This window comes from Faecalibacterium taiwanense (assembly GCF_036632915.2).
GTDB classification, from domain to species: domain Bacteria; phylum Bacillota; class Clostridia; order Oscillospirales; family Ruminococcaceae; genus Faecalibacterium; species Faecalibacterium taiwanense.
Map to the genome: position 1 here is coordinate 1,132,627 of NZ_CP155552.1, position 15,927 is coordinate 1,148,553.

Annotated in this window: 12 protein-coding genes; 10 read left to right on the plus strand and 2 right to left on the minus strand. The window is 50.2% G+C overall.

Annotated elements, in window-relative coordinates; all coding sequences use genetic code 11:
* The first annotated feature begins 156 nt into the window (after positions 1–156).
* Positions 157–1,140 (plus strand): site-specific tyrosine recombinase/integron integrase, encoded by a 984-nt coding sequence (gene xerA, locus PXT33_RS05745; RefSeq protein ID WP_332376078.1) that lies wholly within the window; start codon positions 157–159, stop codon positions 1,138–1,140.
* 11 nt (positions 1,141–1,151) lie between these two features.
* Positions 1,152–1,688 carry a restriction endonuclease subunit S gene (locus PXT33_RS05750; protein WP_332376079.1) on the plus strand — a complete coding sequence of 179 codons (537 nt, stop codon included), beginning with the start codon at positions 1,152–1,154 and terminating at the stop codon, positions 1,686–1,688.
* 124 nt (positions 1,689–1,812) lie between these two features.
* On the opposite strand, the gene PXT33_RS05755 is transcribed toward PXT33_RS05750, so the two are convergent.
* Positions 1,813–2,262 (minus strand): restriction endonuclease subunit S, encoded by a 450-nt coding sequence (locus PXT33_RS05755; RefSeq protein ID WP_347070525.1) that lies wholly within the window; start codon positions 2,260–2,262, stop codon positions 1,813–1,815.
* Positions 2,263–2,360: 98 nt separating this feature from the next.
* Here PXT33_RS05755 and PXT33_RS05760 point away from each other — a divergent pair, with 98 nt between their 5' ends.
* The 6 genes from PXT33_RS05760 (at position 2,361) to PXT33_RS05785 (ending at position 10,803) form a co-directional block, all read left to right on the plus strand.
* Positions 2,361–3,653, plus strand: coding sequence for an FRG domain-containing protein (locus tag PXT33_RS05760; RefSeq protein WP_332376081.1), 1,293 nt, complete (start codon positions 2,361–2,363; stop codon positions 3,651–3,653).
* An 11-nt stretch (positions 3,654–3,664) separates the two neighbouring features.
* Positions 3,665–6,736, plus strand: a complete 3,072-nt coding sequence (locus tag PXT33_RS05765; protein ID WP_291016035.1) for a type I restriction endonuclease subunit R — start codon at positions 3,665–3,667, stop codon at positions 6,734–6,736.
* Positions 6,737–6,835: 99 nt separating this feature from the next.
* On the plus strand, positions 6,836–7,375 hold the full coding sequence (locus tag PXT33_RS05770; RefSeq protein ID WP_332376082.1) for a DUF6036 family nucleotidyltransferase: 540 nt from the start codon (positions 6,836–6,838) through the stop codon (positions 7,373–7,375).
* A gap of 26 nt (positions 7,376–7,401) precedes the next feature.
* On the plus strand, positions 7,402–7,902 hold the full coding sequence (locus PXT33_RS05775; RefSeq protein WP_332376083.1) for a transcriptional regulator: 501 nt from the start codon (positions 7,402–7,404) through the stop codon (positions 7,900–7,902).
* A gap of 18 nt (positions 7,903–7,920) precedes the next feature.
* Positions 7,921–9,558: a recombinase family protein gene (locus PXT33_RS05780; RefSeq protein ID WP_332376084.1), complete on the plus strand. Its 1,638-nt coding sequence runs from the start codon at positions 7,921–7,923 to the stop codon at positions 9,556–9,558.
* Positions 9,559–9,783: 225 nt separating this feature from the next.
* A complete protein-coding gene (locus PXT33_RS05785) occupies positions 9,784–10,803 on the plus strand; it encodes a hypothetical protein (protein ID WP_332376085.1) in 1,020 nt (339 codons plus the stop codon).
* Between the two features lie 77 nt (positions 10,804–10,880).
* Here the strand turns inward: PXT33_RS05785 and PXT33_RS05790 are convergent, their stop codons facing one another.
* Positions 10,881–11,831, minus strand: coding sequence for an RluA family pseudouridine synthase (locus PXT33_RS05790; protein ID WP_332376086.1), 951 nt, complete (start codon positions 11,829–11,831; stop codon positions 10,881–10,883).
* A gap of 191 nt (positions 11,832–12,022) precedes the next feature.
* On the opposite strand from PXT33_RS05790, the gene PXT33_RS05795 reads away from it, so the two are divergent.
* Positions 12,023–12,739: a hypothetical protein gene (locus tag PXT33_RS05795; protein WP_332376087.1), complete on the plus strand. Its 717-nt coding sequence runs from the start codon at positions 12,023–12,025 to the stop codon at positions 12,737–12,739.
* Between the two features lie 420 nt (positions 12,740–13,159).
* Positions 13,160–15,823, plus strand: a complete 2,664-nt coding sequence (gene alaS, locus PXT33_RS05800; protein ID WP_332376088.1) for an alanine--tRNA ligase — start codon at positions 13,160–13,162, stop codon at positions 15,821–15,823.
* The last annotated feature ends 104 nt before the right edge of the window (positions 15,824–15,927 follow it).

A 15,927-nucleotide genomic window follows, 5' to 3' on the forward strand; every position in this document is an offset into this window, starting at 1 on the left:
ATCAAGGTCAAGGAAGTTCTCAGAAAAAATTGCTTTTACCTGAGCATATAAATTATCGTTTACTTAAATTTCGATAACTCTCACCAGTGGCGGGAGATTCTATGGAGAAACTGCCACTGCCGCCGTTCTCTGAAATCGTAATAAGGAGATACGGCGATGAAAAATCAGATTATCAACGAGATACAGCGAAAAATGCTGCCGTATCTCAATAACGAACAGTTGCTGCATTTGAAAGCAGTGCTGGAAGCGTCATTTCAAGGTGTCACAATTGAAATGGGTGAAGAACAGCCAAAGGCTGAGGAACAAGATTCGGCAGTAGCGTTTATTACGGCAAAACGGATAGAGGGCTGTTCCGAGAAAACATTGACCTATTATTCAAAAACTATTGCAGCGATGCTGAATGGTGTGGGAAAATCACCGCAGCAAATTACAACGGATGATTTGCGAAAATATCTGATGGATTATCAAACACGGCGGCGGTCGAGCAAAGTTACGATTGATAATATCCGGCGTATTCTTTCCAGTTTCTTCTCGTGGCTGGAAGATGAAGATTTTATTGTGAAAAGCCCTGTTCGTAGGATTCACAAAGTAAAAACTGCGAAAATCATCAAGGAAACGTATACGGATGAAGCGTTGGAGCTGATGCGTGACAACTGTTCAACAGTACGAGATTTGGCGATTATTGATTTGCTGGCATCTTCTGGAATGCGTGTCGGGGAATTGGTGACACTTAATCGGGAGGATATCAATTTCAACGAGCGCGAATGTGTTGTATTTGGTAAGGGCAACAAGGAACGATTGGTATACTTTGACGCACGGACGAAGATCCACCTTCAAAATTATCTGGATGAACGGTCAGATAGCAATCCAGCACTCTTTGTGACGCTGAAAGAGCCGCACGAACGATTGATGATCGGTGGTGTGGAAACGATGCTTCGTGAATTGGGGCGGCGATTAAAGCTAAATAAGGTGCACCCGCACAAGTTCCGGCGTACATTGGCAACATCAGCAATTGACAAGGGAATGCCGATTGAACAGGTGCAGCAGCTTTTAGGACACCAGAAAATTGACACAACGATGCACTATGCAATGGTAAAACAACAAAATGTGAAATTGGCACATAGGAAATTTATTGGATAAGGTGATGTGGTATGGAATATAAAACTTTGGGATCTCTTGTGGACAGAAAAATAGGATATGGCATCGTTCAACCGGGTCAGAATATTTTGGATGGAGTGCCGGTTATAAAAGTAAATAATCTGATTACTGGACTTCATTCAAAGGATGAATTGGACGTCACAACAAAAGAAAATGATGAAAAATATTCCAGAACAAGACTTGAAGGCGGCGAACTGATTGTAAGCGTTGTTGGTACTGTTGGAAAAACTGCGATTGTTCCCAAAAGCTTTCGAGGGTGTAATTTGGTTCGTGCAGTTGCAATGATTGATATAAAGGAAAACTGGCTTTCCAAATGGGTTAAGTACTATATTGATTCACCTGCCGGGCAAGCATATATCGAGCAAAATCTAAATACAACTGTTCAAGCAACACTTAATATTAAAACTCTTGTTGATATGCCGATTCCTTTTCCAAAAGAAGATGAAATGCGAAAGATTGTAACAATTTTGGACGCAATCGATAGGAAAATTGAATGCGATCAACAGATAAACGATAATTTAGCGGCTTAAAGCTGGATATTGGAAACATTAATCTCGCCAGACATGAGTTTTGGCAGCAAAGCATCACGCATTATGGCAAGTCGTTTGTTTTCAATGCTATTGGAAACGATTTGCTCTACCATGGGCGTTGTTATTACATCGAAAGCATCCAATAATTCTGTATCAGGGAGCATGATTTCAAAAGCATCAAAATCTTTTTTCCAATATGAATAACAGTTGTAGCTACCTGAGTTTGTTCAATCGCAAAAAGCAAGGGCTTGATTGTAAAATAAAGGAATGCTTTTCCGTTCGGACGCTTGTTCTCGAATACGCATACTCGCTGATTTAACCACGCTTCATCGTTACCCCAAATATAGGGACGAAATTCACCGTCCATACCAACGACAATATCTCCAGGGTGCAATAGATACCCTTTTGGATGCACTTCGGTTGTATATGTCGCAAACTGCTGATCTTTCAAATCACGAATACGAATGATCGGCCTTCCATTGCCTTCAGTGTTAAACTGTTTGGAGGCAAAAGGCGCACCGTAGATGATGTTTGCCAATGAATAAATGCCGGTTTGAGTCCACGACGTGGGCATTACACCTCCGAAGGGACGGTAATCTACAAACCATGATTTGTAAAGAGCCTGCATTTGCTCAAGTAAATTATCGTTTATAAAAGAAATGAAGGGATAATATGGAAGATTTTGATAATGCTAAGACAAGAAATCCGAGGGAATGCGTTGTTACAAACCTTAATAGCTACTTGACCTACATTTCTGATATAAAGGAAACCATAAAGAAAGAAGAAGGCGCGGAAGTGAGCACAAAGCACTATTTCTTCCGTGGACAGGCTAGCAACGAATGGAACGTCATGCCGGGAGTGTTCCGTGGTGGGATGCTGCCACATGAAGCAGAATTGATAAACGCAGCTTACACACGGAATCCTGATGACTTTCGAAAATTGACAACAGATTTTGAAAAACTCGCAAAATTGCAGCACTACGGGTTGCCAACAAGACTGTTGGACGTGACGGAAAATCCGCTAGTGGCACTGTATTTTGCCTGCCAAAACAATCAAGAGAAAAAGATAACTGACGGAAAGACTACGTTATTGCCGCCGACCGATGGGAAAATCTATTATAAGCGCGATTACGGAAAAAGCTATAGCGACATAGAGATCAAAGTGCTGGCATATTTAGCGAGTCATGAAATTTCGGGCGATTATACATTAGAAAAGCTGCTCTCGGATTTGAACAAGTATGGAATTTATACAGATAAAGAGGTAAAAGAGTGCGAGGCAAGCGAGTACAAAAGCTTGCTTTCGACTATTCAAAGAAATTATTTTGTGATTTCCAACTTGAATAATGAAAGATTGGTACGGCAAAGCGGCTCTTTTTTGATCTGCGGAAAATATAATGTTCAGCTGAAAGAAAAACTCGGACAGAGCATTGTTAAACGGGCATATAGTGATGTCCAAGATGAATTTGAACTTCAAAGTTTTAGAATACCAGCGGGAAGAAAAGATGCGATTTTAGAGGAACTGAGTTTTTACAACATCAACGAAGGGACGCTGTTCCCGGAACTTGAGCACCAGATGGCATATATTAAAAGCAATTATGCGAACACACAAAAGCCTATGGTTGATCGGTTTGTGAAAACAGAAGTTCCGATAACAAGTATTAGAGAAGTGCGTGATTCAGATGTTTCAGATGATAAAGTGGACGAGATTATTCGAGAAGCATTGCATAATGCTGTGCATCCAGAAATTTTTGATGATTGTTATGTTGCAATTCAAAAGAATCTGATGCCGGATTGGTATCGTAAGGAAATTGGACTCAGTAAAGTTCGATTGGCACTAACGGATACATTGGATAATGGTACGCCGATGGGACGTGCGGTGGCAAAAAGAGCGGCGCATTCTATCGTTACAAAGATTGTGAATGCCATTGCGCAAGAATCGAATACAGCAACTTCGGATAATAGTTGAGGAGAAAAATCATGCTTTTATTTACCGAAGATACCTTTGAACAAGCGGTCGTAGAGCTATTTGAAAATATGGGTTACACCCACATTTATGCTCCTGATATGAACCGGACGGATTACAGCCGCCCGCTACTGGACGATGTTTTGCGGGATTGTCTGGTGCGGCTGAATCGCAGCCTTCCGGCTGTGGCAATTGATGAAGCCATCCTGAAACTGAATGATTTTGATGCAGGAAGCCTATTGCAGAAGAATATTATTTTTATGGACTATCTGCAAAACGGCATCACTGTCAAATATGCAGTCAAGGGTGAAGAACGGTCTTCGGTAGTAAAGCTGATTGATTATGCAGATGCAGACAAAAATGATTTCTATGTGGTAAACCAGTATACCTTCGTGGAAAATGGAAACAACCGCCGCCCGGATATTATTTTGTTTATCAATGGCTTGCCGCTGGTTTTGATGGAACTGAAAAGTCCTTCCAAGGACGAAGTGGGCGCAGAAAACGCATACAACCAGATTCGGAACTACATAAAGGACATCCCTTCGATGTTCTATTATAATGCAATCTGCGTAATCAGCGACCTTTCGACCAATAAGGCGGGAACAATCACTTCTGGACTTGACCGTTTTATGGAGTGGAAAACAAAGGATGGCGATTACGAAAATACGGCGTATGCGCAGTTTGATACCTTCTATGAGGGGATGTTCCAGAAAGCCCGGTTGCTAGATATTCTGAAAAATTTTATCCTGTTTTCCGGCGATGGGCAGAAGCCGATTAAAATTTTGGCTGGATACCACCAGTATTTTGCAGTGCGAAAAGCTATCGAAAAGGCCAAGATTGCCACTAAAACGGATGGCAAGGGTGGTGTGTTCTGGCATACGCAGGGCAGCGGGAAATCGCTGTCGATGGTATTCTACGCCCATTTACTGCAAGAAGCTTTGGATAGCCCCACCATCGTTGTGATGACGGACCGCATTGACCTTGACGATCAGCTCTACACGCAGTTCGCCAGGTGCGCGCCGTTTTTGCGCCAGACACCTGTACAGGCAACCAGCAAGGAAAATCTAAGCAAGCTGCTGGATGGCCGAGAAGCAAACGGCATCATCTTCACCACGATGTTCAAGTTCGAGCGTGGCGAGAAGCCGCTCTCCGAACGGCGGAATATTGTGGTGATGGCCGATGAAGCCCATCGCGGACAATATGGTTTTGATGAGAAAATTGTCATCAAAGAAAATGAACAGGGTGAAAAAGAAGCACATACAGTGATTGGAAATGCCCGAATCATCCATGATGCCCTGCCGAATGCAACCTACATAGGCTTTACGGGAACGCCGATTTCGGCAAAAGATAGAAATACGCGTGAAGTTTTTGGTGATTATATCGATGTTTACGATATGACACAGGCGGTGGAAGATGGTGCAACGCGTCCGGTTTACTACGAGAGCCGTGTTATCAAACTCCACCTCGACCAAAATACGCTGGCCTTGATTGATGCGACCTACGATGCGCTGGAACAGCAATCGGACGCTGCAACGATTGAAAAAAGCAAAAAGATGCTGGGGCAGATGGAGAGTGTGCTGGGGGCAGATTCTACCATTCAATCCCTGTGCGAAGATATTGTCAACCATTACGAAAAGTACCGCGCTAATCTTTTGACGGGCAAGGCGATGATCGTGGCGTATTCGCGCCCGATTGCGATGAAGATTTATCGAAAACTTCTGGAGCTGCGCCCGACATGGAACGAAAAAATCGGCGTAGTTATGACGGGTGGCAACAATGACCCGGAGGATTGGAAAGAAATCATCGGTACAAAATCTCACAAAGAAGAACTTGCCCGGAAATTCAAAGACAACGATGACCCGATGAAGATTGCCATTGTTGTGGATATGTGGTTGACAGGTTTTGATGTGCCTTCACTGGCTACGATGTATGTTTACAAGCCAATGCACGGATACAATCTGATGCAGGCCATCGCGCGTGTCAACCGCGTGTTTAAGGACAAAGAGGGCGGCTTGATTGTAGATTACGTTGGCATTGCATCTGCCCTCAAAGCCGCTATGAAGGAGTATACCAAGCGTGACCAGTCCCGATATGGCGATATGGACATTGCCAAAGTTGCTTATCCAAAGTTTCAGGAAAAGCTTCAGGTGTGCAAAGATTTGTTGCACGGCTTTGATTTCAGCGGATTTATTGGCGGTTCTCCGTTGATGATGGCAAAGCTGGTCACTGGCGGCGTAAACTTTGTTCTGGACGCAAAAGCACCCAAGCGCAAAGATCTGTTCCTGCGAGAAGCTCTGCTGCTGAAACAGTCGCACTCTCTGTGCTCTAGCATGACCACGGAGCAGGAGCGACATGAAGCGGCCTATATGGAAGCAGTCCGTTCTACGGTGGTGAAGATCACCTATGGTGGGAGTGGCGGCAAGACACTTTCTTTGAAAGAAATCAATGCTCAAATCAATGAGTTGCTAAAGGCGAGTATCCAGAGCCAAGGCGTTATCAGCTTGTTTGACAGCAAGCAGGCGGATGAAAATATCAGCCTGTTTGACCCGGCGGTGTTGGATGAAATTTCAAAAATGAAGGAAAAGAACATTGCCGTAGAAATTTTGAAAAAACTTATGGCAGAGCAAGTTTCACTGTATAAACGGACAAATGTTGTGCAGTCTCAGAAGTTTTCAGAAAAGATTACACAGTTGATGAACTCTTACTACAATGGCTTGATTACAAACGAGGAGGTCATCAAGGAACTTCTGAAAACGGCACAGGAGATTACAGAACTGTATAACAACGGTAAAAAGCTGGGCTTGACGCAGGAAGAACTGGCTTTTTACGATGCTCTGACAAAGCCGGAAAACATAAAGGACTTCTATCAAAATAATGAATTGATTGACTTGACCAGAGAACTTACGGAAATGCTGCGCAAAAATCGGACGATAGACTGGCAGAAAAAAGAAACTGCCCGTGCGAGTATGCGTAAGATGGTGAAGCACTTGCTGAAAAAATATAAGTATCCACCGGAAGATTATGATACGGCAATCAGCACGGTCATTAGCCAGTGTGAGATGTGGACTGACAACATGGTAGTATGAATTGTATGAAATGTCGTTGATTTGTGCTTGACAATCAGATTTCCTTCCTGTAAAATAATTTTAGAAAATACTATTATTGAAAATACGAAAGGTTGTTTTATGGGAAAGATGATTTTAGATGACCTCCGCAAGCGTCTGGAACGTCTGGACGAAGACGCAGACCTGATGATCGACAATAACGACCGCTATCAGATGGTGATTGTGGGTGGCAGTGCGTTTATTTTGTTGGGCAAGCTGACCCGCGCTACCCATGATATTGATGCCTTGAGCGTTCCAAAAGAACTGTACAGCTTGCTCGGTAAGTACGACATCAACACCGATGTGGAAGCCTATATCGACAATTTTCCGTACAACTTCCAAGACCGGCTGCAGCCGCTGCCCTTTGGTGGCACAAAGGTGCAGTTCTACACACCCAGTCTGGAAGACTTAGTGATTGCAAAGCTCTGCTCTTTCCGGGACACCGACAAGGTAGACGTAGAGAGCGAAGCTGTGCGGAACTCTTTGAATTGGGCCTTGCTGGAACACCTTGCAACGGATGAAGATGAACTGAAAGCCAGCATCTTGAACGACTGGCGGTATCGGGATTTTTATATCCGTTATCAGGAGTATGTGGAGAGGTGGAGACCATGCGAAAGCTGACATTTGAGGGTTTCTTGAAGCAGTATGTGGCAGAGCTTTCCGGGGTGCAGACGGCTAGTATTCATAAGCTGGCAGATTGTCTGAGCGAGAATCCCCGCCTGAAAGAACCGCTGTTTCTCTATGCTTTGGCCTATGATAAAGTAGAACTGCTGCTCCGCTACACCGCGAACAGCACTGTTGCTGCGGAATATGAGCAGCTTTCCAACCGCTATTCACTGGCGCAAATGCTGCTGTTTCTGGAAAATCAGTCGCCGGAATTGCCGGAGGGCTACTGGAAAGTCTGGCGCAGTTATTGTTCAGTACGAGATTCTGCTCTTGCAGACAATGACACAAAAGATCTGATCCATCGCCGGGTATTGGAACTTCAACAGAAAAAGAAATTGACGAATTATCGCCTTTACACAGACTTGAAGTTGAATCCGGGCAATGTGAATGCATGGCTCAAACACAACGATTCCAGCAAAATGAGCCTTGACTGTGCACGGCAGATTTACAAGTATGCAAAAAGCTACCCGTCTGTTCGATAAGAAAAAGGAAGTGAGCCTATGACCGCCGTAATTTACGCCCGCTATTCCAGTGATAACCAGCGTGAAGAATCCATTGAAGGCCAGATTCGGGAATGCACGGCTTATGCGGAAAAGAACGGCATCACGGTCATCAAGCACTACATTGACCGTGCATTCTCTGCCAAAACGGACAATCGCCCGGAATTCCAGCAGATGATCAAAGACAGCGGCAAAAAACTGTTTGATATTGTTCTCGTCTGGAAATTTGATCGCTTTGCCCGGAATCGTTTTGATAGCGCAAACTATAAGATGATCCTGAAAAAGAACGGTGTCCACCTGATTTCCGTTATGGAACCCATTGCCGAGGGTTCACAGGGCATTCTGGTGGAAACCCTTCTGGAAGGTATGGCGGAATACTATTCGGCAGAGCTGTCCGAAAAGGTGATTCGTGGCCAGACGGAGAATGCTTTGAAGGGAAAGTGCACTGGCGGTACGGGAACCATCGGCTATAAAATCGACGATGACAAGTTCTATCATCTTGACCCGCTGACCGCTCCGTTGGTACTGGAAGCCTTTCAGCGGTATGATAACGGCGATAAGATGGTGGAGATCGTAAACTTCCTCAACGACAAGGGTGTCCGCAATATGCTGGGCGGCAAAATGACTCACAGCAGCGTGAACACCATGCTCAAGAACCGCCGGTACATTGGCGAACTGTCTTTCCGGGATATCGTTGTGCCGGATGCAATTCCGGTTATTGTTCCGAAAGACCTGTTTGACCGGGTGCAGAAGCGTCTGGATAAGAACAAGCGTGCCCCTGCCTGTGGCAAGGCAGACGAGGAATATCTGCTGACCACCAAGCTGTTCTGCGGCAAATGCGGTGCGCTGATGTTCGGCGAAAGCGGAACCAGTGCCACCGGGCGCACCTACTATTATTATAAATGCGCCAACGTCAAGCGGCGTAAGGGCTGCAACAAAAAGACCGTGCAGAAGGACTGGCTGGAAGATCTGGTTGTTCGGGAGACCATGAAGCTGATTCAGGACGATGCGGTGATCGACAAGATCGTTCAATTGGTCATGGATGTCCAGAATCAGGAGAACACAACGATCCCGCTGCTGGAAAAGCAACTGCGAGAGGTCAACAAAAAGCTGGACAACCTGATGAAGGCGATCGAGGACGGCTTGTACGCCCGGACAACGAAAGAGCGTCTGGAAGCGCTGGAAAGCCAGAAAGGTGAGCTGACTGTAAAAATCGCAGATGAAAAATTGAAGAAGCCCAGCTTCAATGAGGATTTCATCCGATTCTGGCTGATGAAATTTAGAAAGTTCGATATTTCGCAGAAAAAGCAGAGAAAAGCGCTGATCGAAATTTTTGTAAATGCCATTTTTCTGTACGATGACCGGATGCTGATCACGTTCAACTACAAGGATGGCACCCAAACCGTCCGATTTGAGGACGCTTTGACCGCTGATTGCGGAGAAAAAAGTTTGCGTTTGCGAAGCAACGAAAGCCCCAGTGGGGCTTTTGAGCAACAGAACGGTCTTGCGCAAGCAAGATGGAGGGGCCGTGCCCCGACAAGTTCGGATTTGTCCAGCTCTGCTGGACCAAAAGCTCCACAGACGAATTTGTTCGTCTGTGGAGCTTTTTTGTTTGCCCACAGCGTGGTCAGAAAATGAAAAAAGAATGCAAAATGCGGTGCGCTTGAAAAAATGTCAGGACGGGATTTTTGTAAAAAATGTAGAATATCTTGCCGGAAACTGTGCATTCTCTCCAACAAAAACTGCCCAAACGTGTTGATATTGAGAAAAAAGCTTCACAAACGTTTACAAAAGGGTAACAGGTTGGTATACTTTATGGTGGTAAACGTAACAAGCCATGGAAGCTGAAAGGAGAACCTACCCGTGAATACTGCTGCACCGTCCCGTAAAAAACTGCTGAGCCTTGTGCTGACACTGGTGTTTATGCTCACCTGCCTGCCGGCGGCCTTGGCGGTTGATCTGAACGTGGACGCAGGCTTCTACTTCAAGCAGAGCCGCGGCGGCACCTGCACACTGGCATCCGCAGCCATGATGCTGCGCCGTCGTGCCTATTTTGACGGCCTGACCGACTGGTCCACTGTGACCGAGAACAGTGTCCGTTCCACAGCATGGTCCAACGGGCTTTCCCACAGCTTTACATATAAGGAGATGCAGGTGGGCTACGGCACACTGCCCTCCCGCAAACAGGAAAAAGTGCAGACCCTGATCACCCTGCTTTCGCAGCACCCGGAGGGCATCGTGCTGTATGACCGCGGCCAGCCCCATGCAGTGCTACTCACCGACTACACCAACGGCAACTTCTATTGCTCCGATCCGGCAGGCAACATCTCTTCCGGACGCATCCCGCTGGAAAACTCCAGCGTTTCGGTCAATAGGTCCTCCTGCTACTGGTATGTGGCATCAGATCACAACTCCATTGCTGCAGAGGCTGACGGCCTGCGTCTGGAAGGCATGAGCTACCCCATCAATGTCCGTGCGGGCAAGGGCATGGCGCTGACCGGCACTGCAAATGCTGCGCTGGGCACCACCCTGACCAATGTGCAGGTGGCAGTGCTGGACGAGAACGACCAGACGGTGTTCACTGCACAGGCGGCACCCAATACGGCGATCTTCTCCTTCAAGTCGCTGGACAGCTCCATCCGCTTTGGCGAACTGCCCGCAGGCAATTACACCTACATGGTGATCGTGACCGATTCTCAGGGCGATAACCTCTGCTTTACCAGTGACTTCACGGTTTCGGATGGCTCGGCAAGCAGCGGCGTTTACTGGTCGGTGAAGGATACCGAGGGCACCAAGCTGCTGGACAGTATTCAGGAAGTTCAGGATGCCTTTGCAAATGCAACTGAGTCCACTCTGGGCTGGTTTGGCGGTCTATTCCAGTAAAATCATAAACGACAAAAAAGAAATCCCGGAATACACTTCCGGGATTTCTTTTTTGCTGTAATTTGTTGTAAAAAAGCTTATTTCAGGGTTCCGTCCAGTACCTGACTGTAATACCAGGGCTTTGGTGCGCGGAAGGTCTTGCCGCTGAGGAACTCGAAATCCGGCTGGGTGAAGCGGGGCATGGTGAGTTCCCATGCGCACAGGGCCTGATACTTGAGCTTCAGCTCGCGGTTGGCGGTGTTGTTGCCGTATTTGCTGTCGCCCAGAATGGGACAGCCGATGCTGGCCATGTGGGCGCGGATCTGATGGGTGCGGCCGGTGATCAGCTGCACCTTCAGCAGGGCCAGACGACCGGAGACGGCGATGGTCTCGTACCGGGTCTCCACTTCCTTGGCACCGGGCTGCTTGTCCTCCACGATCTTCACGATGCCGCGGTCCGCGTCCTTGAGCAGATAGCCGCCCAGAGTGGCATCCGGCGGCATCGGACGGCCGAAGGTGACGCAGAGGTAGGTCTTTTTCACTTCGCGGTTCTTGATGGCTGCAAGGAACAGCTCTTCGGCCTCCGGGGTCTTGGCAACGATGACAAGGCCGCTGGTGCCGGTGTCCAGCCGGTGGCACAGCGCCGGGGTGTACAGGTCGTTCTCCTTGTACTCGCCCTGCTGGTTCAGGTAGAGCAGGGTGCGGTTCAGCAGGGTATCATCCTCCGGACCATCCACGGCAAGACCGGCGGGCTTGTTCACAATGACGATCTGCGGGCAGTCATACACCACCTGTGCCGGGCCGCGGGCATTCTTCCACGCCGGGCCGTCCACACGGCGGTCCGCATCCAGAACTTCATCCAGAATGAACAGCTTGATCTCATCACCGGCCATCACGCGGGTGGAAAGCGGCTGCTTTTTGCCGTTCAGCTTGATCTTGTTCTCCCGCAGGGCCTTGTTCAGGCGGCCCGGGTTCAGTGCCGGGTACTGCTGCATCAGGTAGTTGTCCAGCCGGGTGGGGGCAAGACATTTTACTTTTAAAATTTTCACGGGAAATTCCTCTCTATCTTAAAATCAGTTGCAATAGAATGGGTTCTTGATTCGTTTTTATTGTAGCGGAACAAAAACCGCGCGTCAAGCGCAGAGAAAAGGAAATGTTGACTTTTCCGCACGGGTGACGTATGATACCGAGACAGGTGCGGAAAACACCGCCCCGACAACAACAGAAGAAGGCATAGAATATGAAACTGAATAAAAAGGTGCTGGCCGTTACGGCCATTCTGGCAGTGGGCATTCTGGCAGGTTGCGGCAGCAGCAACAGCACCGCAGGCAGCGCGGCAAGCGCACCGGCTTCCGGCGTGGAAAGCAGTGCGGCTTCGTCCGAAGCAGCCGGTGAGATGGGCGATGTGCTGCCCATCGACGCCGGGGATCTGAACGAGATCAAGACGGGTTCCTACAAGTTTGCAGCCAGCATCACCAAGGTGGCCGACGGCCAGGCGACCCTGAGCGTATACGGCTACGACAGCTACCTGCCCGAGGACATCAACGCCTTGCAGGAGGGCAGCGTGCTTCGGATCCACGACCAGGGCGACACCACCGTGACCAAGCTGACTGTGACCAGCATCGACAGGGATGCCGACAACGGCTATGTGACCATCAACGGCGGCATCGAAGCGGGCGGCGTGGAGCTGACGCTGGACCACGATGTGTACCGCACCGTGACCTTTGACGATTACCCCGTCTACTATGAGATGGGCGAGGTGACCCTGCCTCTGGCCGGGGGCGTGACCCTGAGCGACAGCTCGGCCGACCCGCAGGCTTCCGCCGTGGAGACGGACGGCGCCGATGCCGTGGCCGAGGCCGTCAACGCCGAGCCGGACGGCTGGATGCCCAACAACACCCTGGTCTTTACCGAGGATGGCACCATCAGCAGCATCGTCCGCATCTGGGTGCCGTAAATTTTGCTCAAAACCGTTGACAAACGTTTTGCGTATGCTATAATTTAGCTGTACGCAAAGGGGCATTGTGTCTGCTTTGCGGAATGTAAAATTATGACAGATGGCAATGATGGGGTCAGAAATGCACACCGCCGTTCAGAGAGAGCGCTTCCAGCTGCAAGGCGTTCCGGCCGGTTCCATTTTGCGCCGCCCCGGAGCTTCCGGCGACACAAGTCGGACGCAGCGCAGCGTTAACGCGCCGAAAGCGGCAGGGGACACATTTTATCCTTTGCAATTTGGGTGGTACCACGGAGCAGTTTACAGGCAGCCTCGTCCCTTTTGGGATGGGGCTGTTTTTTGTTTTCTGCGCCCACCCGCCCCGTCTGCCATAATCATAAATCTGACGTGCAAACGCCAAGGACAATCGAGGAGAGAAAACCTATGCAATGGACCGGTTTGAATGAACTGCGTGAAAAGTACCTGAGCTTCTTTGAGAGCAAGGGCCACCTGCGTCTGGACAGCTTCCCGCTGGTGCCCAAGAACGACCCCAGCCTGCTGCTGATCAACAGCGGCATGGCCCCCATGAAAAAGTGGTTTCTGGCTCAGGAAGAGCCGCCCCGTCACCGCGTGACCACCTGCCAGAAGTGCATCCGCACCCCGGATATCGAGCGCGTGGGTATCACTGCCCGTCATGGCACCTTCTTTGAAATGCTGGGCAACTTCTCCTTCCAGGATTACTTCAAAGAGGAGGTCATTCCCTGGGCATGGGAGTTCCTGACTTCTGACGAGTGGATGGCCATTCCGAAGGACCGCCTGCACATCTCTGTGTACGAAGAGGACGACGAGGCTTACGATATCTGGACCAAGAAGGTGGGCATCGCCCCCGACCACATGGTGCGTCTGGGCAAGGAAGACAACTTCTGGGAGCATGGCTCCGGCCCGTGCGGCCCCTGCTCTGAGATCTACTTTGACCGCGGCCCCGAGTACGGCTGCGGCAAGCCGACCTGCGGCGTGGGCTGCGACTGCGACCGCTATATGGAGATCTGGAATCTGGTGTTCAGTCAGTTCGATGCCGACGGCAAGGGCCACTACGAGCGTCTGGCACGCCCCAACATTGATACCGGCATGGGTCTGGAGCGTCTGGCCTGCGTGATGCAGGGCGTGGGCAACCTGTTTGAGGTTGACACCGTGCAGAGCGTGCTGCACCATGTAGAGCACATTGCCAACAAGACCTACGGCGAGGACGACAAGACCGATATCTCCATCCGTGTCATCACCGACCACATCCGCAGCTGCACCTTCATGGTGTCCGATGGTATCCTGCCTTCCAACGAGGGCCGCGGCTATGTGCTGCGCCGCCTGCTGCGCCGTGCTGCCCGCCATGGCCGTATGCTGGGCATCACCCGCCCGTTCCTGGTGGAGCTGGTGGAGACTGTCATCCAGTCCAGCGAGAGCGCATACCCCGAGCTGCGCGAGCACGATGCTTATATCAAGAAGGTCATCGGCACCGAGGAGGCAAACTTTGCCCGTACCATTGATGCCGGCATGAACATCCTGAACAACATGATCGACGGTCTGGAAAAGGCACATGAGCACCTGCTGAAGGGTCTGGATGTGTTCAAGCTGAACGATACCTTCGGTTTCCCGCTGGATCTGACCAAGGAGATCGCTGCAGAGCAGGGCATTGAGATCGACGAGGAAGGCTTCCACGCCGAAATGACCAAGCAGAAGGAGCGTGCCCGTGCAGAGCGCCTGAAGAAGAACATCTCCGGCTGGAGCGAGGATCTGTTCGGTGCGCTGGATGCAGAGCCCACCGTCTTTACCGGCTACGAGACCCTGTGCGACACCGGTGTTGTGGTGGCCCTGAGCGACGAAGAAACTCTGACCGATGCCATTGCTACCGACGAGGAAGCGAAGGACGGCGTGCTGGTGGTTCTGGATAAGACTCCCTTCTACGCTGAGATGGGCGGTCAGGCTGCGGACCACGGCATGCTGAACAGCGCCGACTGTAGCCTGCGCGTGCTGGATGTGAAGAAGACCCCCAAGGGCTACTACGTCCACACCTGCGTGCTGGAGAGCGGCATCGTGAAGGTGGGCGACCACCTGACCGCTCAGGTGGATAAGGAATACCGCATGGCAATTGCCCGCAACCACACCGCCACCCATCTGCTGCAGGCAGCTCTGCGTGAAGTGCTGGGCGACCACGTCCATCAGGCAGGCTCCTATCAGGATGCAGAGATCACTCACTTCGACTTTACCCACTTCAGCGCTGTCACTCCCGAGGAGCTGGCCCGCGTGCAGAAGATCGTGAACGATAAAATCTACGAGTCCATGAACGTCACCGTCCGGGAAATGCCCATTGAGGAAGCCAAGAAGCTGGGTGCAATGGCTCTGTTCGGCGAAAAGTACGGCAAGGTCGTGCGTGTTGTGGACATCGAGGGTTGGTCTACCGAGTTCTGCGGCGGCACCCACGTGAAGAACACCGCCCAGATCGGCGGCTTCAAGATCGTGAGCGAGGCCTCCGTTGCTGCGGGCATCCGCCGCATCGAGGCTGTCACCGGCCGCAACCTGCTGATCCGTGCAAACCTGCAGGAGGCTATGCTGCATACCGTGGCAAGCACCCTGAAGGCCAACAACGTGACCGCTCTGCCCGTCCGTGCCGAGGCCGTGATGGCTGAGAACAAGGCTCTGGCCAAGGAGCTGGAAGAGATCAAGGCACAGGTCGCCGCTTCCAAGGTGACCAGCCTGTTTGACAATGCCGAGGAGATCGGCGGCGTGAAGATCGCTTCTGCATACTTCACCGGCACCACCGGCGACACCCTGCGCGGCATGTGCGATACCATCCGCGACAAGGCTGTGAAGCCCGCTGTGGCGGTTCTGGTGGGCAAGGCTGAGGATAAGATCACCATGGCTGTCACTGTGACCAAACAGGCACAGGAAAAGGGCCTGAAGGCCGGTGCTCTGGTCAAGGAGATCGCTGCCATTGCCGGCGGCAAGGGCGGCGGCAAGCCGGACTTTGCAATGGCCGGCCTGAAGGATGAGACCAAGATCGACGAAGCTCTGGCTGCTGTCGGCGCCATCGTCAAGAAGGCTCTGGGCGAATAAGAAAACGGGTTCGCCCTCTCCGTCAGCGCTGACGCGCTGCCAAAGTTTATGGTTTTGCCAAGGGCTCTCTCTTTGGGAGAGCTGGACGCAAAGCGGCCTGAGAG